The organism is Pseudomonas ogarae (assembly GCF_014268695.2).
GTDB classification, from domain to species: Bacteria; Pseudomonadota; Gammaproteobacteria; order Pseudomonadales; family Pseudomonadaceae; genus Aquipseudomonas; species Aquipseudomonas kilonensis.
In genome coordinates this window covers 261,516-279,618 of record NZ_CP077086.1, presented here as the reverse complement: position 1 = coordinate 279,618, position 18,103 = coordinate 261,516, and the positions used below count along the sequence as shown (strand labels likewise).

Here is an 18,103-nt window from a genome sequence, read left to right as displayed (position 1 = left end):
ATGAAGGGGCTCTTGGAGCCCCTTTTTCATGCCCGTAGGAAAGCGGTCGCATGCAATACCTGTGGGAGCGAGCTTGCTCGCGATGAGGCCATGACATCCAACATCTTCTTTGGCTGTCAGGCCGCTATCGCGAGCAAGCTCGCTCCCACAGGGGGTTTGGGCGTTTTCGAGGAATGTATTTTTATGACGGTTTTGTTTCAAACGATTCTTTAGCTGTGCAATGCTGGCGCCCGAACCGTTCGCCAACTACAGCTTAAGTACAAGAACGAAGAATGTGGCATCGTCAATTTGTTCCTTTGGGACGCTAACAGGGGGCTTCTCATGCTGACCCTGCTGAATTTGCTCTCCGCCGTCGCCCTGCTGATCTGGGGCACGCATATCGTGCGTACCGGCATCTTGCGGGTCTATGGCTCGAACCTGCGCCATGTCATCGGCCAGAACATGTCCAAGCGCTGGCTGGCGTTTATCGCGGGCATCATGGTCACGGCCATGGTCCAGAGCAGCAATGCCACGGCCATGCTCGTCACCTCGTTCGTCGGCCAGGGCCTGATGGCGCTGACCCCGGCCCTGGCGACCATGCTCGGCGCCGATGTCGGCACCGCGCTGATGGCACGGGTGCTGACCCTCGACCTGTCGTGGCTGTCGCCGCTGCTGATTTTCCTCGGGGTGATTTTCTTCCTCTCGCGCAAACAGACGCGCGCCGGGCAAATGGGCCGGGTCGGCATCGGCCTGGGCCTGATCATCCTGGCCCTGCAATTGATCGTCGAAGCTGCGGCGCCCATCACCCATGCCCAGGGCGTGAAAGTGATCTTCGCCTCGCTGACCGGCGACATCCTGCTCGATGCGTTGGTCGGCGCGCTGTTCGCGATGATCTCCTATTCCAGCCTGGCCGCCGTGCTGCTGACCGCGACCCTGGCCGGTGCCGCGGTGATCAGCCTGCCAGTAGCCATCGGCCTGGTGATCGGCGCCAACATTGGCAGCGGCGTGCTGGCGTTCCTCAGCACCAGCATGCAGAACACCGCCGGGCGCCAGGTGGCGCTGGGCAGCCTGCTGTACAAGCTGATCGGGCTGTTGTTGATCATTCCAGTGCTCGACCCGCTGGTGGGCTGGCTGGACAGCCTGGATTTCAGCCCCCAGGAAACGGTGATCGGTTTTCATCTGCTCTATAACACCGTGCGGTGCCTGGTGCTGCTGCCCAGCGTCGGCCCGATGGCCAGGCTCTGTGCCTGGCTGCTGCCGGAGCGGCCCGATACCAACGGCACGGCCAAGCCCCGCCACCTGGACCCCGCGGCCCTCGCCACCCCGAGCCTGGCGCTGGCGAACGCAGCCCGGGAAACCTTGCGCATTGGCGACCTGATCGAAAACATGCTCGAAGCCATGCTGGACGTGCTGCGCGGTGCGCAAACGGCGGTGACCCAGGACGTACGGCGCATGAATGACGACGTCGAAGCGTTGTGCAGTGCAATCAAGTTGTACATGGCGCAAATGCCCCGTGAGGACCTCAGTGAGCAGGACAGCCGCCGCTGGGCGGAGATCATCGAACTGGCGATCAACCTGAAACTGGCCAGCGACCTGATCGAGCGCATGTTGCGCAAGGTCCAGCAGCAGAAGACCTCGCAACGTCGCTCCTTTTCCGAAGTAGGCCTGGAAGAGTTGGCGGGGCTGCACAGCCACCTGATCGCCAACCTGCGGCTGGGGCTGTCGGTATTCCTCAGTGCCGACCGGGAAAGCGCCCGTCAGTTGCTGCGTGAGAAACGTCGCTTTCGGGCGCAGGAACGGCGCATGGCCCATGCCCATGTCAGCCGCTTGCAGCGCAAGGTCGTGCAAAGCCTGGAGACCAGCTCCCTGCACCTGGAGCTGATCGCCGACATGAGGCGTCTCAATTCACTGTTTTGCGGCAGCGCCTATGTGGTCCTGGAGACGGCCGAGATCGGCGCGCTGGCGGCGGATGAAATTAGCGACATTACCCATTCGCCGTGAACGACTGGCGCATTGGTCAGTCAGTAACAATGGCTCGGGCCTGAAAGCGTTCGCCGGCCCGCCTGCTCCCGTTGTCATGAAAAACGCATAGATTCGATAGGGGAGCGAGCCGACTCCGGGCGGCGATCCGCCGATGACGGCCTGCCCGGCACCATGGACCCCACTCAGTCGCCAGGAAGCCCATATGCGTTGTCTGTTGCTCGCCTTTCTTTTGCTCGGCTCACTGCCCGTGGCCGCCCTGGACCGGTTCCAGGTCGAAGGCTATATGTTGCCCAACGGCATGCAACTGCTGCTCAAGCCCGGCTCCGAGCGCGGGCATGTGGCGATCCGCTTGGTGGTCGGCGTGGGCCTGGACGACTTCAGTTGCGCCGACAAGGAACTGCCGCACTTGCTCGAACACCTGCTGTTCAGCGGCGTCGATGAGAGCGGTGAAGGCGGCCTGGAGGAGCGCATGCAGGCCTTGGGTGGCGAGTGGAATGCCTTCACGAGCAATGCCGACACCACGTTCGTCATCGAGGCGCCGGCACGCAATCAACGCAAGGTCCTGGATCTGCTGCTGGCGCTGTTGACCCGCACCCGCATCGATGAAAAAGCCCTGGAGGCGGCCAAGCGGGTGGTGGAACGCGAGGACGGTGGCCACTACACCCACCTGCAACGCTGGCTCGATCACCAGGACCTGGGCCACAAGGCCAGCAACCAGTTGGCGGTTGAGTTGGGCCTGCGCTGCGCGGAACGGGCCGAGGTCGAGCGCCATACCCTCGCCCGTCTCGAACAAGTGCGCAAGGCCTGGTATGCGCCGAACAACATGACGCTGATCGTGGTCGGCGATCTCGACCGACTGCTGCCGGCCTATCTGGAACGCGCCTTTGGCGAGCTCGAGCCGGTGGAGCCCAGCGCGCACGAGGCGTTGCCGCAGATCCGCTACAAGGCGGTCACCAAGCGCAACCTGATCCGTGGCCTGGCCGGCGACAGCGCCAAGCTTCATTGGCTGTTCCCGGAACCGGTGCTGGACGAGCAGCATGACGAAACCTTCGACCTGCTCAAGGACTACCTGGACTGGGCGCTCTATCGCCAATTGCGCCTGGCCCATGGCCTGTCCTACGGGCCGTGGACCGAACGCGAGGTGCTCGGCGGCGTCGGCTTCTTCAGCCTGAACGCCGACCTGTCCCGCGAAGACTTGCCCGAAGCCGAACAGGCGCTGGAAGAACTGCGCAAGAGATTGCTCAAGGATGGCCTGGACCCCGCCGATTTCGTGCGCATCAAGCGCGCGGCCATTGCCCATCAGTCCTGGGCGGTTCAAGGCAACAGCGCACTGGCCGATTATTACTGGGGGGCCCTGGGTGACTATGAAGACGGCCGCTTCGCCAACCCGGCCCTGCGCCTGCAGGGGGTGAGCCTGGAACAAGCCAACGTGGCCCTGCGCGAACTGCTCAAGGACCCGGGTTACCTGCGCATCGAGAAGCCGTTGCTCAGTGACGATGAGCTGGTTTGGGGGATGGCTGGTTTGCTGGGGTTGTTGTTGCTCGGGTTGGTGGTGTGGCAGGTGCGCCGGCGGGCCCGACCGAACGAAGAATGATTTTGTGGCGGCACACACTGTTGTGGCGAGGGCATCTGCCTTGCTCCCACAGAAGATCCCTCACCACATAGAGCACTCGTCACATCGATGTCCTGACGATACTCTGTCAGGGATATTTCCTACGACTTACTGTGAAAAGACCGAATGCAAAACCTGACTCTCTACATCCAGCGCCTCCTTGAACTGATGAAGCGCTATCCAGGGGTCATTGCACTCGGTGGTTTCATTTCCGGGGTCGGCAGTTTCATGCTGGTGGACCGCCAGCAGGGCCTGGCGACCTGGATCGCCATCATGATGCTGGTGAGCTGGCTCTGGCTGATGGTCGAAAACAGCATGACCCGGCTGTTCACGCGGATTTTCAAACGGGAAATCCCCCAGCCGCTGCTGCGCTACGCCACGCAGATGATTCACCAGGAGAGCCTGTTTTTCGTCCTGCCGTTTTTCTTCATCACCACCACCTGGAACAGCAGCCAGCTGATTTTCACCGGCCTGCTGGCGATCGCGGCGCTGATCTCGATCACCGACCCGCTGTACTACAAATGGCTGGCGCCCCGGCGCTGGGCGTTCCTGGCGTTGCACACGCTGACGCTGTTCGCCGCCCTGCTCACCTCTTTGCCGGTCATCCTGCACCTGACCACCGACCAGAGCTTCAAGCTGGCGCTGGGCATTGCCATGCTGCTGTCGTTCCCCAGCCTGGCCTCGATCTTCCCGATCCGCACCGTGCGCAATGCCTTGGCGATCCTCTGCATCACGGTGGGGATTGGCGCCACCGGCTGGGTGCTGCGCTCCTGGGTGCCGCCGGCCACGCTGTGGATGACCGAAGTGGCGATCAGCACCCAACTGGAGGACCGCACGCCGGGCGCCAGCCTCAAGGAGGTCAGCGCGGCCCAGATCCGCGGCAGCGGCCTGTACGCCTACACCGCCATCAACGCGCCGCGAGGGCTCGATGAGCGGATTTATCACGTCTGGCAGTTCAACGGCAAAGAAGTCGACCGCATCGCCCTGGACATCCATGGCGGACGCAAGGAAGGCTATCGCGCCTGGACCCACAAGCAGAACTTCCCGCAAGACCCGACGGGCAAATGGCAAGTGCGGGTGCTGACGGAAAATGGCCAGATGATCGGTGTGCTGCGTTTCACTGTGAACGCCGCCACACCCGAAGCAAAATAACGGTGGTCGTGCTATTAGGTAGCGCTGTTCAAGTCGAACGAGCATGGAGCTTATGACCCCCGGATCCCCCACTGGCACTGCCCGGCTGGACACGTCTCGCGCCCCGGCGCAGCTATGGGTCAGCGGCGACTGGACGCTGGCCCACTACGCGCAGCTCAAGCGCTTGAGCGAATCCTTGCGCGGCCAATACGACGAGAACACCCTGATCGACCTCAACGGCCTCGGCGCCCTCGACACCGCCGGGGCTTCGTTGCTGGTGGAACTGCTGGGCTCCGAACGGCTGGGCAAGACCGCCGAGCACCCCGATTGCAGCTTGCCGGCCGCCGAGCGGGCGCTGTTGCAGACAGTCTATTGCTCGCTGACGGACTTCTGTGTGCCGGTGAAAGAGCCGCAGGTCAGCGTGCTGACCCAGCTGCTGACGCGTATCGGCCGCGCGGTGGAAAAAGTCTGGCAAGACACCCTGCAACTGCTGGGTTTCGTTGGCCTGATTCTGGAAACCCTGGCCCGCAACCTGTTTCGCCCCAAGCGCTGGCGCATGACAGCGATGGTCGTTCACATCGAACAGACGGGCCTGGACGCCGCTCCCATCGTCGCCCTGCTGACGTTCCTGGTCGGCGCGGTGGTGGCGTTCCTCGGCGCGACGGTGCTGGCCGACTTTGGCGCCAGCATCTTTACCGTGGACCTGGTGGCATTCTCGTTCCTGCGTGAATTCGGCGTGTTGCTCACGGCGATCCTCATGGCGGGCCGCACCGCCAGCGCGTTCACCGCGCAGATCGGCTCGATGAAGGCCAACGAAGAAATCGACGCGATCCGCACCCTGGGCCTTGATCCGGTCGAGTTGCTGGTGGTGCCACGGGTACTGGCGCTATTGGTGGCGCTGCCGATGCTGACCTTCCTGGCCATGCTCTCGGGCATTATCGGTGGCGGTGTCGTGTGTGCCCTGTCGCTGGGTATTTCCCCGGCCATGTTCCTGTCGCTGTTGCAGTCGGACATTGGCGTGCAGCATTTCCTGGTGGGGATGGTCAAGGCGCCGATCTTTGCCTTCCTGATCGCCGCCGTGGGCTGCCTGGAAGGTTTCAAGGTCAGTGGCAGCGCCGAGTCGGTCGGGGCCCACACCACGTCCAGCGTGGTGCAGTCGATTTTCGTGGTGATTGTGCTCGATGCCGTGGCCGCGCTGTTTTTCATGGAGATGAGCTGGTGAGCCAACCCCTGCGGCCGCCCACCGAGGCGGTGATTCAAGTGCGCGGCCTGTGCAATCGCTTCGGCCGCCAGAGCGTGCATGAGAACCTCGACCTGGACGTGTACAAGGGCGAGATTCTCGCCGTGGTCGGCGGCTCCGGCAGCGGCAAATCGGTGCTGCTGCGCAGCATTGTCGGCCTGAACCGGCCCAGCGAGGGTTCCGTGCGGGTGTTCGGCCAGGACTTGCCGAGCCTGCCTGCGGAGCAACGTTCGCGGGTGGAACGGCGCTTTGGCGTGCTGTTCCAGAAAGGCGCGCTGTTTTCGTCACTGACCGTGACAGAAAACGTCGCCCTGCCGCTGATCGAGCACGCCGGGCTCAGCCGGGCCGACGCCGAGCACCTGGCAGCGGTGAAGCTGGCCTTGGCCGGGCTGCCACTCTCGGCCGCAGACAAGTACCCCGCCTCGCTGTCCGGCGGCATGATCAAGCGCGCCGCCCTGGCCCGTGCGCTGGCCCTGGACCCGGACATCCTGTTTCTCGACGAACCCACCGCCGGCCTCGACCCCATCGGGGCGGCGGCGTTCGACCAGTTGATCCTGACGCTGCGCGATGCCCTGGGCCTGAGCGTGTTCCTGGTCACCCACGACCTGGACACCCTCTACACCATCACCGACCGGGTGGCGGTGCTGGCGCAGAAAAAAGTGCTGGTGGCCGATGTCATCGACAAGGTGTCGGAAACCGACGACGCCTGGATTCACGAATACTTCCATGGCCCTCGCGGCCGCGCGGCGTTATCGGCCGCTACACAATCCAACGAGGTTTGACATGGAAACCCGAGCCCATCATGTGCTGATCGGCCTGTTCACCGTCATTGTGGTGGCCGGCGCCCTGCTGTTTGGCCTATGGCTGGCCAAGTCCAGCGTGGACAGCGAGTTCAAGGATTACGAAGTGGTGTTCAACGAGGCGGTCAGCGGGTTGTCCCGGGGCAGCTCGGTGGAGTACAGCGGGATCAAGGTCGGCGACGTCGTCAACCTGCGCCTGGACCCGAACGACCCACGCCGGGTGCTGGCGCGGGTGCGCTTGAGCGCAGAAACACCGATCAAGCAAGACACCCAGGCCAAGCTGGCCCTGACCGGCATCACCGGCACCTCGATTATCCAGCTCAGTGGCGGCACGCCCCAGAGCCCGGCGCTGACGGGGCACGACGGCGAACCGCCAGTGATCATCGCCGCGCCCTCGCCTATCGCCCGCCTGCTCAACAACAGCGATGACTTGATGACCAGCATCAACCTGCTGCTGCACAACGCCAATGAGGTGTTTTCCTCGGAGAACGTCCAAAGCCTGGGCAAGACCCTCGAGCATCTGGAACAAACCACCGGGGTCATTGCCGAGCAACGCGGCGATATTCGCCAGGCCATGCAGCAACTGGCTTCCATCGGCAAACAGGCCAGCGCCACGCTGGAACAGACCACGGCGTTGATGCGCAACGCCAATGGTTTGCTCAACGACCAGGGCAAACAGGCGTTCGGCAGCGCCGGACAAGCCATGCAATCGCTGGCCCACAGCACGGCAACGTTCGACAAGCTGCTGAACGACAACCGCGACTCGCTGAATAACGGCATGCAGGGCCTCAATGCCCTGGCGCCCGCCGTGCGTGAGCTGCGCGAGACCCTGAGCGCCCTGCGGGGGATCTCCCGGCGCCTGGATGCCAACCCCAGCGGCTATTTGCTGGGCAACGACAAGGACAAGGAGTTCACGCCATGAAGCCGTCCAATCGGTTTATCCGCCCTCTTCTCCTGCTGGCAGGATTTGTCCTGGTGGGCGGTTGCTCGATTTTGCCCAAGGCCGATCCTGCGGATGTGTATCGCTTGCCCGCCACCCAGGCCCCGGCATCTGCGGGCACAGCGGTGAACTGGTCGTTGCGCCTGGCCAGCCCGCAAGCCAGCGAAGTGCTCAACAGCCCGAAAATCGCGGTCATTCCTCAAGGCAATCTGTTCAGCAGCTACGCCGCCTCGCGCTGGAGCGACCCGGCCCCGGTGCTGTTGCGCAATCGCCTGCTCGATGGCTTCGCCCAGGATGGACGCGTCAGGCTATTGAGCGTCGCCGACAGCAACCTGCAAGCGGACCTGGAGCTGGGCGGGCAATTGCAGGCGTTCCAGACCGAATACCAGGGCACAGCGGCCAGCGTGGTGATTCGCCTGGACGCGCTGCTGGTGCGCGGGTTCGACCAGCGCATCCTGGCCAGTCACCGGTTTGAAGTGCGCCAGCCGTTGAGCGATGTGAAAGTGCCGGCGGTGGTGGACGGCTTTGGCCGGGCCGGCGACCGGTTGACGGCCGAAGTGGTGGCCTGGACATTGGAGCAAGGCCAGCGTTTAGCAACGCCGACCCAACCCTAGGGGTCGCCGGGCGACTCAGGTCAACCGAAGAACCAGTAGCAAACGCCGATGGCCGCCACCACCCCGGAGAATTCGGCCAGCAGCGCACACCCCACGGCGTGGCGCGCCCGCTGGATGCCCACGGCGCCGAAATAGACCGCCAGCACGTAGAACGTGGTCTCGGTGCTGCCCTGGATGGTCGCCGCCACCAGGGCCGGGAAGCTGTCCACGCCGGAGGTCTTCATGGTCTCGATCAACATGGCCCGGGCGGCGCTGCCGGAGAACGGCTTGACCATCGCAGTCGGCAAGGCATCGACGAAGCGTGTGTCCCAGCCGGCCCACTGCACCAGGTGCCGGATACCGTCGAGGCCAAAATCCAGTGCCCCCGAAGCCCGCAGCACGCCTACCGCGCAAAGCATCGCCACCAAGTACGGCAGCAACGTCTTGGCGACGTCGAAGCCTTCCTTGGCGCCCTCGATGAAGGCTTCATACACCTTGACCTTACGCAGCGCGCCCACCACCAGGAACAGGATGATCAGGCCAAACAGCGTCAGGTTGCCGAGAATCGACGACAGCCCCGCCAGCGCCGTGGCCGAGAGCGTTGCCAGGAGCGCCATGAAACCGCCCAGCACCAACGCACCCGGAATCAGATAAGCCAGCACCACCGGGTCCCACAAGCGCAGGCGCTGCATGAACGCCACCGACAGCAGCCCCATCAAGGTCGAGGCGCTGGTGGCGAGCAGGATCGGCAGGAACACCAGGGTCGGGTCCGGCGCGCCTTGCTGGGCGCGGTACATGAAGATCGTCACCGGCAACAGCGTCAGCGACGAGGCGTTGAGCACCAGGAATAGAATCTGCGCATTGCTGGCGATGGTCGGGCTGGGGTTCAGATCCTGCAGCGCGCGCATGGCCTTGAGGCCGATGGGCGTGGCGGCGTTGTCCAGGCCCAGGCCATTGGCGGCGAAGTTGAGGGTGATCAGGCCGACCGCCGGGTGGCCGGCGGGCACTTCCGGCATCAAGCGCAAGAACAGCGGGCCGAGGGCCTTGGCCAGCCAGTCGACGATGCCGGCCTTTTCGGCGATGCGCAGGAAGCCCAGCCACAGGGTCAAGGTGCCGAACAGCAGGATCATCACCTCCACCGACAGCTTGGCCATGGCAAAAATGCTTTCCACCATGGCCGCGAAGATCCCGGCGTTGCCGCCGATCAACCACTGCGCCAGCGCCGACACGGCAGCCACGATAAAGAAGCCAAGCCACAGGCCATTGAGCATCAGTTAAATCCCCCGGAAGATGCCGCGAATGATAGCGGGGCTGGCAGAAACGACAAACCCCGGATTTCTCCGGGGTTTGCTTGGCATTGCGCAGGTGATTAACGAACCCCCTGTGGAAGACCCTGTGGGAGCTAAGCTTGCTCGCGATGGCGGTGGATCAGCCAACATCAATGCCAACTGATCCGACGCCATCGCGAGCAAGCTCAGCTCCCACAATGGATCTCAATTACTGGAAGTTTCCCCCGCCGGCAGCGGCTCCTTGCTGCGCCAGTGCGGCAGGGAGTTCCAGTAGCGCTGGCCCTTGGCATCGTCGTACATGCCTTCCCAGCGAGCGATGACCAGCACGGCCAGAGCGTTGCCGATGACGTTCAGCGCGGTACGGGCCATGTCCATGATGCGGTCGACGCCGGCGATGAAGGCCAGGCCTTCCAGCGGAATGCCCACGCTGCCCAAAGTGGCCAGCAGCACCACGAACGACACGCCCGGCACACCGGCGATGCCTTTGGAGGTGACCATCAAGGTCAGCACCAGCAGCAATTGCTGGCTGATGGACAGGTCGATGCCGTACAGCTGGGCGATGAAAATCGCCGCGATGCTCTGGTACAGGGTCGAACCGTCGAGGTTGAACGAATAGCCGGTGGGCACCACGAAGCTGCAGATGGCTTTCGGCGCGCCGTAGGCTTCCATCTTCTCGATCACGCGCGGCAGCACGGTTTCGGAACTGGCGGTGGAGTAGGCCAGCACCAGCTCATCCTTGAAGATGCGCATCAGCTTGAGCACCGAGAAGCCGAACAGGCGGGCGATCAGGCCCAGCACCACAAAGGCGAAGAAGGCGATGGCGACGTAAACCAGGATCACCAGTTTTGCCAGGGGCAGCAGGGATGCGAAGCCGAAGTTGGCGACTGTCACCGCGATCAGGGCGAACACGCCGATCGGGGCGTATTGCATGATCATGTGGGTGACCTTGAACATGCTTTCCGACACGCCCTGGAACATTTTCACCAGCGGCTCGCGCAGGTCCGATTGCAGGCTGGACAGACCCAGGCCGAACAATACGGAGAAGAAAATGATCGGCAGCATCTCGCCACGCGCAACGGCTGCGAAGATGTTCGACGGGATCAGGTTGAGGATGGTCTGGATGAACGCATGCTCATGCTGGACTTCCGCCGCTGTGGCCTGGTACTTGGAAATATCCACCGTGCCCAGGGTGCTCATGTCGATGCCGCTGCCCGGCTGGAAGAAGTTGGCCAGCAGCAGGCCGACGACGATGGCGATGGTGGTGACGATTTCGAAGTAAAGGATGGTCTTGAGACCGATGCGCCCGAGCTTCTTGGCATCACCGACCCCGGCAATGCCGACGATCAGCGAGGAAATCACGATCGGGATCACGATCATCTTGATCAGACGGATAAAGATATCGCCCGCCGGTTGCAGCACGTTGCTGATCCACCAGGCCTTCTCGGCACTGAAATGGTTGAGCAGCGCGCCCAATGCAATCCCGAGCACCAGACCGATGAGGATCTGCCAGGCGAGGCTTAGTCGTGCCTTCTTCATATCGTTACCCTTACTTCAGTTGGACTCGGGCAGTGGCGCGAACAGATCGTCGATGACGAAAAACATTCGCGCCCCTGCCCCCGTATAAGGTCACCCCGAGCGCGTTAGCGGCTTACTGGCAGGCGAAAAAAGGCGCAACTATTGCGATGCAGGGGGGGCTCGTCTAATGCCGTAAACGCCTACCCTATGCCGAATCGGCATGAGAATTTGCAAACGAAACCCGCCTCCCAAGCAGTTCGAACACGACATTTATGCAGGCATAAGTGCCGTGAACCGGCCATTTCAGCGTAGCTGGGCTTTCTCTCGCAACGGTGGGGGACCGATGAAACGACCGCGAATCGAGACGCGGCCCATGGGAGAAATTGCGCCGGCATTCTCCGATATACGGTCAGGAAAAGGGGGATAAATAGGCGGGAGGAGACAATATGCCGCATCGCCGGGTGGCTCGCGGCGCCCAATCAGCCAACCGCTCTGGCGCAGACATCTGCCGACATAAAGCTCTACGCAAGTTCGCCAAGCCATGGTGGCTTTGCGAACCTGCGTCGCAGCTTTTACCTGACCCGGCCCTTTCGCAGGCACCCCTTGTGCCCGTAGGTCACTCCGACGCTCATCCGTCAGAACGTCCCGGCCCCCTGGTCATGCACCGGCCCTCCTCGGGCTGTGCAGAAGGAAAAGCAGGGCTGCTTTTCCCCTTTTTCAGAATCAGTACCAGTTCGGATCTTTCTTGAGTTGTTCCATTAACAGTTTCTGCATACCTTCATCGGGCTTGCCGAGGAACCGGTAGTTGGCATGACGGGTCGGGGACTTGTCGGCCGGCAGCCCCGCAGGGACTTCCACCAACAGGGCATAGGCCTCGTCCTTGTCGAAACTGAAGGCGACGAACAGGCGTGCGCTGCGACACGTCGCCTGGGTTTCGCACAACGGTCCCACCAGGTACTTGTCGCCATCTTCCTCCACAGCATTCATCTGCTGCGAATCGCCTGACAGGTTCATCACCCATTCGGGCAGGCGCTCTTCTTTTTTAACGACGTGCTGCCAGGTCTCGCGATATTGCGGGTCGGATTCCAGCAACTGGTTGACGCGCATCTGTCCATCATTGGCAGCCATTGCCATGGCACTGCCGCCCAGCAATAGGGCGGCGGCCAGTCCTTTAAATGAAACGCTCATGGTCAGCCTCGGCCACGACGGCCAAAGAAGAAGGAAGCAATGAACATCACCAGAAACACGACAAAGAGAATCTTGGCGATGCCCGTGGCGGTGCCTGCGATACCACCGAAGCCCAGTACGGCGGCGATGATGGCAATGATCAGGAAGGTAATTGCCCAGCTCAACATGGTGATTCTCCTTACGCTTTTCTACTTAGTGAGGGTGTGGCGGTGATGGTTCCGGCACGATGGACGACCGGTTCATCGGGTTAAAACACCCAGCGCTCTTCACGCGGCATGTCGGTCACGGGCTGAGCCTGATCGACATCCATCATGCGCATTGAAGCGGATGCTTCTTTGAGGCTGCTGACAGCGCTGAAATGAGTTTGCGGAGCACGCTGAATCGACACCTGTGGCGCTTCCGGTTGTTGACGCTCGTGCCAGAGCAACCATTGCTGGCCCGTTACGAGGGTGACCAGCAGCGCCAAGGCAGCCCATAGGCCCTGCTGGATGTGCAGGGAAGAGAGGCGCAATTGGGCGGCACTTTTAAAGTGGGCGGCGCCAAATTGAGCGGCACTTTGACGATTCATCCTGGAATTCCTCCCCACCCGGGTGCGGTGATCTGGTTGAGGCGCGCGAACGCCACGTTGTCCAGAGCATTGCAGCCTGCGTGCCAGGATTTTTTGTCAGAAAAATACCTTTAAAATCAGTAGGTTAATAAATAACCGCACAACACTGGGAGCGCATCCTGCACGATGGCTCACATGCGGGTCGTGCGTATTGCACGAATGAAGGAGAAAAGGCGTTAGATTGTTTTTGAATTGCCTGTCAGACACAGCTGTCGGAATGAGCGATGCGAACCGTCCGAACCAGACGAATCATAAAAAAAGGAACTCAAATCAGGCTTTTAGGAGTCAGACGTCCACAGGGCCATTCTCGGTGGGTAATATCCCCTCAGAATCGACCATGCAACTTGCCCGATTTTTCTGACACTAACCAACATCATTCATTAAAGGAGCGTAGGAAAAATGGAATCCGCCACTGAGCATCAAGGCCGCATTCTGCTGGTAGACGACGAGTCCGCCATCCTGCGTACGTTCCGATACTGCCTGGAAGACGAAGGCTATAGCGTTGCCACCGCCAACAGCGCCGCGCAGGCCGACGCACTGCTGCAACGCCAGGTGTTCGACCTGTGTTTTCTCGACCTGCGCCTGGGCGAAGACAACGGCCTGGATGTCCTGGCGCAAATGCGTATCCAGGCCCCCTGGATGCGGGTGGTCATCGTCACCGCCCACTCGGCGGTCGATACCGCGGTCGATGCGATCCAGGCCGGGGCCGCCGACTACCTGGTCAAGCCGTGCAGCCCCGATCAATTGCGCCTGGCGACCGCCAAGCAATTGGAAGTACGCCAACTGTCGGCAAGGCTTGAAGCCCTTGAAGGGGAGGTGCGCAAGCCCAAGGATGGCCTGGACTCCCACAGCCCGGCGATGAAAGTCGTCCTGGAAACCGCGCGCCAGGTCGCCAGCACCGATGCCAACATCCTGATCCTCGGCGAGTCCGGCACCGGTAAAGGCGAGTTGGCCCGTGCGATCCATGCCTGGAGCAAGCGGGCGAAAAAGTCCTGCGTCACCATCAATTGCCCGTCACTGACCGCTGAACTGATGGAAAGCGAATTGTTCGGCCATAGCCGGGGGGCCTTCACCGGCGCCAGCGAGAGTACGTTGGGGCGCGTCAACCAGGCTGACGGCGGAACGCTTTTTCTCGACGAGATCGGCGATTTTCCCCTGACGTTGCAACCAAAGTTATTGCGTTTCATCCAGGACAAGGAATACGAGCGGGTAGGGGACCCGGTCACGCGCCGCGCCGATGTGCGGATTCTCGCCGCGACCAACCTCAACCTCGAAGACATGGTGCGCGACGGACGCTTTCGCGAAGACCTGCTGTATCGCCTGAACGTCATCACCCTGCACCTGCCGCCACTGCGTGAGCGCGCCGAAGACATCCTGACCCTGGCCGACCGCTTCCTGGCCCGCTTCGTCAAGGAATACGCGCGCCCGGCCCGGGGCTTCAGCGACGAAGCGCGCGAAGCGCTGCTAGGCTATCGCTGGCCAGGCAACATCCGGGAACTGCGCAACGTGGTCGAGCGCGCCAGCATCATCTGCCCTCAGGAAAAAGTCGAAATCAGTCACTTGGGCATGGCCGAGCAACCGGTCAACAATGCGCCGCGCATCGGCGCCGCACTGAGCCTCGACGAATTGGAAAAAGCCCACATCGGCGCGGTGCTGGCCACGGCCGACACCCTCGACCAGGCGGCCAAGACCCTGGGTATCGATGCTTCCACGCTGTATCGCAAACGCAAGCAGTACAACCTGTGAGCGACACCTTATGAAACTGGCGATGAAGCTGCGTACAAGACTGTTTCTCAGCATCTCAGCCCTGATCACCGTGGCCTTGCTGGGACTGGTGCTTGGCCTGGTCAGCGTGATGCAGATGGCCAATACCCAGGAACAATCGGTACGCGACAACTTCATCCTGCTGGACCTGGGCCTCAAGCTGCGCCAGACCCTCGGCGATCAGTTGATCATCATGCTCGATGACAAGCCCGACCTGGCTGCGCTGGAGGCGTCCAAGCAGCAATACCTGGCGTTGATCGACGAGGGCATCGCCCACGAACGGCAATTGGACGATTCAGCGGTCAGCTTCAGCCGGGCCAAGGCCGACTACATGGAGTTTCTTGAGGCCTTCAGCGCGTCTCGCCAGCAGCCGAGCCAGCTCACGGGCATCAAGGACCTCACCGAAAAATTCAACGTGCTGCGCAATGGGCTGATCGAGGGCTATCGCCAGGCCCTGACCAACATCAGTGAAACCCAGGACCGCGCCCGTGAACGGGCGATGTTGATTTCCGGGCTGCTGGGGCTGGTGGGGTTGGCGGTGCTGATCATCGGTTTCATCACGGCCCATGGCCTTGCCCGGCGTTTCGGCGCGCCGATCGAGGCACTGGCCGCAGCGGCGGACGACATCGGCCAAGGCAATTTCGAGGTCACGCTACCCGTTTCCTCGGCCGCCGAGTTGAATCTCCTGACCCGTCGCTTCGGGGTCATGGCCGAGGCCTTGCGCGAACATCAGGCCACCAACATCGATGAACTGCTCGCCGGCCAGCAACGTTTGCAAGCCGTGCTCGACAGCATCGACGACGGCTTGCTGATGATCGACCGCCAAGGCCGGCTGGAGCACCTCAACCCGGTGGCCCAGCGTCAATTAGGCTGGGATGAGGAACGCCTGGGCCAAGGGCTCGGCGAGGCGCTGGGACGCCTTGAGCTGGATGAAGAGCTGCACCTGGTGCTGCGCGGCGGAACCCTGGAGCGTGCGCCGGAAGACCTGAGCATCGAAGTGGATGGCGAGTCGCGGGTGCTCACCTACAGCCTCACCCCCGTCAGCCATACCCAGGGCCACATTCTCGGCGCGGTCATGGTGCTGCATGACGTCACCGAACAACGCGCCTTCGAACGGGTGCGCAGCGAGTTCGTCTTGCGTGCCTCCCATGAACTGCGCACGCCCGTGACGGGCATGCACATGGCGTTCGGCCTGTTGCAGGAGCGCCTGCATTTTCCAGAGGAGTCGCGCGAGGCTGACCTGCTCAACACCGTCACGGAAGAAATGCAGCGGCTGATGCAGCTCATCAATGACCTGCTGAACTTCTCTCGCTACCAGAACGGCCTGCAGAAGCTGACCCTGGCACCTTGCTCCATCGACGAGCTATTGGAAGCGGCCCGGCTGCGGTTCGCCGAACAGGCCCAAGCCAAGGATATCGAGCTGCTCGTGGCGATCCAGGGCCCGCTCCCGCGACTGCATGCCGACGCGGCGCAACTGGATCGCGTGCTCGATAACCTGATCGACAACGCCATGCGTCACACCGGCGAGAACGGCCAGATTCGCCTGCAGGCCCGGCGCCATGGCGAGCGGGTGATCATCAGCGTCGAAGACAACGGTGAAGGCATTGCCTACGGCCAGCAGGGACGGATCTTCGAACCTTTCGTCCAGGTCGGACGCAAGAAAGGGGGCGCCGGCCTCGGCCTGGCGCTGTGCAAGGAGATCGTCCAGCTCCACGGCGGGCGCATGGGCGTTTATTCAAGGCCGGGGCAGGGCACGCAGTTCTACATGGCGCTGGCGGTCTGAGCTCACGGCCTTAGCGGACTCAGGCTTCGTCATCGAGGCGGCGTCCACGCAGGCGCCGACCACGGGTAATCAATTCAATGAGCTGCACCGCGCTGAGGGCATGGGCGAACAGCCAGCCCTGGCCGAACTTCACCCCTTCGCTGCTCAAATAGGAAGCCTGGGCTTCATGCTCGATGCCTTCGGCGATCACCTTGAGTTGCAGGGCGTGGGCCATGCGAATGATGTGCGGGGCCACGCCGCTGCTGGCGGCATCGTGGCCCAAGGCGTCGATGAAGGCCTTGTCGATTTTCAGGCAGTCCACCGGCAGGGTTTGCAGGTAGGCCAGGCTGCAATAACCGGTGCCGAAGTCGTCGATCAACACCTGATGCCCGACGTCGCGCAGCGATTGCAGGTTGTCCCGGGCGACCAATACATCGACCAGCCCACGCTCGGTCACTTCGAAGGCAATCTGGTGCGCCGACACGCGATGCAGCGCCAGCAGGCGGGCGATCACTTCGCCAATGCGCGGCACCATCACGTCGCAGGCCGCCAGATTCACCGAGATATACAGCTGCGGATTGGCCCGCAACAGCTGGCCCAATTGATCGAACAGCCGCTGCAGCACGAAATCGGTGATCTGGCGGATCTGCCCGGTGTTCTCGGCCATCGGGATAAACAAGTCCGGGCTGGTCAGGGTGCCGTCCGGTCGTCGCCAGCGCAGCAAGGCCTCGGCACCGACGCAGTTGCGGCTGCTCAGGTCGAAAATCGGCTGGTACAGCACCTGCAACTCACCGCGCCGGATGGCCCCGTGCAGTTCGGCATCCATGGACTGGCGGTGGCGTGCCAGCAAAAACACCTGGAAACCAATTCCCAGGCCCAGCACCAGGCTGACGGGCAGCATCCACCAGGCATTGGCCGGAATATCAAAAACGTTGCGCCGAGCGATCAGCACCAGTTGATATTCCGGGCTGTCGGTGGGCATCCGATAGATCAGCCGGGTCGGCGTCACTTGCAGGGCATTCTGGCTTTTCGGTGGCCAAGGCTCCGCGGGCGGCCAATGTTGATCCGTGCCCAACACGGGAATGGCTCGTTCACCGTGGTCCAGGACCACCAGCAGGCTGCTGCCCGGGGGCAGATCGACCACGTCGGCCAAATGCCCGCGGGAGGTGGCGACTCGAAAGTTGCCGCGCCCCAGCATTAACGCCGCGCGGTCTTCGTTGGGTTCGGTGGTGGTATTGAGCCAGTAACTGTAGGTCGGCCCTCGGAGGTCGGGCGGGCGGGTCACCGACAAGCCAGTCTGGCGCGGGCGATTGGAACAGACACCACTGCCATCGATATACACCGCTTCATAAACGAAACGGTAATTGAAGCTGACCTCGCGCAAGGTCGCGATCATATCATCGTCGCACCCGCGCAGCGGCTGGTTTTGCAGGTCGTCGAGGCTTTCACGCAATTGCCCGAAAAGTTGTTCCAGCCGTTGCAGGAAGCGCTCGCCCTGGGCATTCATCTGGTCGCTTTCACGCTGCTGGATCTGCTGCACGACCACGAACAGACTCCCCGCCAGCAGCAGGACGGTACTCAGGGCAGCCGCCATCATCGCCAGGAACAGGGGGCGATGGAGCCAGCTCTGCAGGGTTTCGCGGGCAGCCGTCATCATGGGTAATCCGAAAGTTACCAATGAGTTATAGCTTCTGATTTGG

At 62.3% G+C, this 18,103-nt stretch carries 15 protein-coding genes; 9 read left to right on the top strand and 6 right to left on the bottom strand.

From position 1 onward, the window contains the following. Positions 1-321: 321 nt before the first annotated feature. The 7 genes from HU749_RS01165 to HU749_RS01135 all read left to right on the top strand — a co-directional run bounded on the left by HU749_RS01165 (position 322) and on the right by HU749_RS01135 (position 8,299). Positions 322-1,980, top strand: coding sequence for a Na/Pi cotransporter family protein (locus HU749_RS01165; protein WP_046063419.1), 1,659 nt, complete (start codon positions 322-324; stop codon positions 1,978-1,980). Positions 1,981-2,164: 184 nt separating this feature from the next. After that, entirely contained in the window at positions 2,165-3,556 is a 1,392-nt protein-coding gene (locus tag HU749_RS01160) for a M16 family metallopeptidase (protein WP_186649507.1), read from the top strand. Between the two features lie 144 nt (positions 3,557-3,700). Then, on the top strand, positions 3,701-4,726 hold the full coding sequence (locus HU749_RS01155) for a DUF5924 family protein (RefSeq protein WP_095962180.1): 1,026 nt from the start codon (positions 3,701-3,703) through the stop codon (positions 4,724-4,726). A 52-nt stretch (positions 4,727-4,778) separates the two neighbouring features. Then, the gene (locus tag HU749_RS01150; protein ID WP_095974449.1) at positions 4,779-5,927 is read left to right on the top strand and encodes an ABC transporter permease; all 1,149 of its coding nucleotides are present in this window, start codon (positions 4,779-4,781) and stop codon (positions 5,925-5,927) included. Continuing rightward, positions 5,924-6,727: an ABC transporter ATP-binding protein gene (locus tag HU749_RS01145; protein WP_046063416.1), complete on the top strand. Its 804-nt coding sequence runs from the start codon at positions 5,924-5,926 to the stop codon at positions 6,725-6,727. The genes HU749_RS01150 and HU749_RS01145 overlap by 4 nt, the downstream gene beginning before the upstream one ends. Before the next feature lies 1 nt (position 6,728). Beyond that, complete coding sequence (locus tag HU749_RS01140; RefSeq protein ID WP_046063415.1) at positions 6,729-7,667, top strand: MlaD family protein; 939 nt, start codon at positions 6,729-6,731, stop codon at positions 7,665-7,667. Continuing rightward, positions 7,664-8,299 carry an ABC-type transport auxiliary lipoprotein family protein gene (locus HU749_RS01135; protein WP_095974448.1) on the top strand — a complete coding sequence of 212 codons (636 nt, stop codon included), beginning with the start codon at positions 7,664-7,666 and terminating at the stop codon, positions 8,297-8,299. The genes HU749_RS01140 and HU749_RS01135 overlap by 4 nt, the downstream gene beginning before the upstream one ends. A gap of 20 nt (positions 8,300-8,319) precedes the next feature. Here HU749_RS01135 and HU749_RS01130 read toward each other — a convergent pair whose 3' ends face one another. The 5 genes from HU749_RS01130 to HU749_RS01110 all read right to left on the bottom strand — a co-directional run bounded on the left by HU749_RS01130 (position 8,320) and on the right by HU749_RS01110 (position 12,838). Next, complete coding sequence (locus tag HU749_RS01130; RefSeq protein WP_079301403.1) at positions 8,320-9,549, bottom strand: nucleoside recognition domain-containing protein; 1,230 nt, start codon at positions 9,547-9,549, stop codon at positions 8,320-8,322. Between the two features lie 222 nt (positions 9,550-9,771). Then, positions 9,772-11,103: a glutamate/aspartate:proton symporter GltP gene (gene gltP, locus HU749_RS01125; protein ID WP_079301404.1), complete on the bottom strand. Its 1,332-nt coding sequence runs from the start codon at positions 11,101-11,103 to the stop codon at positions 9,772-9,774. Positions 11,104-11,805: 702 nt separating this feature from the next. Continuing rightward, positions 11,806-12,270 carry an inhibitor of vertebrate lysozyme family protein gene (locus HU749_RS01120; RefSeq protein ID WP_014335828.1) on the bottom strand — a complete coding sequence of 155 codons (465 nt, stop codon included), beginning with the start codon at positions 12,268-12,270 and terminating at the stop codon, positions 11,806-11,808. A 2-nt stretch (positions 12,271-12,272) separates the two neighbouring features. Beyond that, complete coding sequence (locus HU749_RS01115; protein ID WP_003177151.1) at positions 12,273-12,437, bottom strand: DUF1328 domain-containing protein; 165 nt, start codon at positions 12,435-12,437, stop codon at positions 12,273-12,275. Positions 12,438-12,517: 80 nt separating this feature from the next. Next, positions 12,518-12,838 (bottom strand): hypothetical protein, encoded by a 321-nt coding sequence (locus tag HU749_RS01110; protein WP_079301405.1) that lies wholly within the window; start codon positions 12,836-12,838, stop codon positions 12,518-12,520. Positions 12,839-13,276: 438 nt separating this feature from the next. Here HU749_RS01110 and algB point away from each other — a divergent pair, with 438 nt between their 5' ends. Both algB and HU749_RS01100 read left to right on the top strand, forming a co-directional pair. Continuing rightward, entirely contained in the window at positions 13,277-14,623 is a 1,347-nt protein-coding gene (gene algB / locus HU749_RS01105) for a sigma-54-dependent response regulator transcription factor AlgB (protein WP_018602742.1), read from the top strand. 10 nt (positions 14,624-14,633) lie between these two features. Continuing rightward, entirely contained in the window at positions 14,634-16,424 is a 1,791-nt protein-coding gene (locus HU749_RS01100) for an ATP-binding protein (RefSeq protein WP_186649502.1), read from the top strand. Between the two features lie 19 nt (positions 16,425-16,443). On the opposite strand, the gene HU749_RS01095 is transcribed toward HU749_RS01100, so the two are convergent. Beyond that, complete coding sequence (locus tag HU749_RS01095; protein ID WP_172436036.1) at positions 16,444-18,057, bottom strand: EAL domain-containing protein; 1,614 nt, start codon at positions 18,055-18,057, stop codon at positions 16,444-16,446. Positions 18,058-18,103: the final 46 nt, after the last annotated feature.

Excerpts from the sequence above, each read along its gene's own strand:
- HU749_RS01150 (WP_095974449.1), top strand. The coding sequence starts at position 4,779 with ATGACCCCCGGATCCCCCACTGGCACTGCCCGGCTGGACACGTCTCGC.
- HU749_RS01095 (WP_172436036.1), bottom strand. The coding sequence starts at position 18,057 with ATGACGGCTGCCCGCGAAACCCTGCAGAGCTGGCTCCATCGCCCCCTG.
- algB (WP_018602742.1), top strand. The coding sequence starts at position 13,277 with ATGGAATCCGCCACTGAGCATCAAGGCCGCATTCTGCTGGTAGACGAC.
- HU749_RS01165 (WP_046063419.1), top strand. The coding sequence starts at position 322 with ATGCTGACCCTGCTGAATTTGCTCTCCGCCGTCGCCCTGCTGATCTGG.
- HU749_RS01130 (WP_079301403.1), bottom strand. The coding sequence starts at position 9,549 with ATGCTCAATGGCCTGTGGCTTGGCTTCTTTATCGTGGCTGCCGTGTCG.
- HU749_RS01100 (WP_186649502.1), top strand. The coding sequence starts at position 14,634 with ATGAAACTGGCGATGAAGCTGCGTACAAGACTGTTTCTCAGCATCTCA.
- HU749_RS01110 (WP_079301405.1), bottom strand. The coding sequence starts at position 12,838 with ATGAATCGTCAAAGTGCCGCTCAATTTGGCGCCGCCCACTTTAAAAGT.
- HU749_RS01115 (WP_003177151.1), bottom strand. The coding sequence starts at position 12,437 with ATGTTGAGCTGGGCAATTACCTTCCTGATCATTGCCATCATCGCCGCC.
- HU749_RS01155 (WP_095962180.1), top strand. The coding sequence starts at position 3,701 with ATGCAAAACCTGACTCTCTACATCCAGCGCCTCCTTGAACTGATGAAG.
- HU749_RS01120 (WP_014335828.1), bottom strand. The coding sequence starts at position 12,270 with ATGAGCGTTTCATTTAAAGGACTGGCCGCCGCCCTATTGCTGGGCGGC.
- gltP (WP_079301404.1), bottom strand. The coding sequence starts at position 11,103 with ATGAAGAAGGCACGACTAAGCCTCGCCTGGCAGATCCTCATCGGTCTG.
- HU749_RS01135 (WP_095974448.1), top strand. The coding sequence starts at position 7,664 with ATGAAGCCGTCCAATCGGTTTATCCGCCCTCTTCTCCTGCTGGCAGGA.
- HU749_RS01160 (WP_186649507.1), top strand. The coding sequence starts at position 2,165 with ATGCGTTGTCTGTTGCTCGCCTTTCTTTTGCTCGGCTCACTGCCCGTG.
- HU749_RS01140 (WP_046063415.1), top strand. The coding sequence starts at position 6,729 with ATGGAAACCCGAGCCCATCATGTGCTGATCGGCCTGTTCACCGTCATT.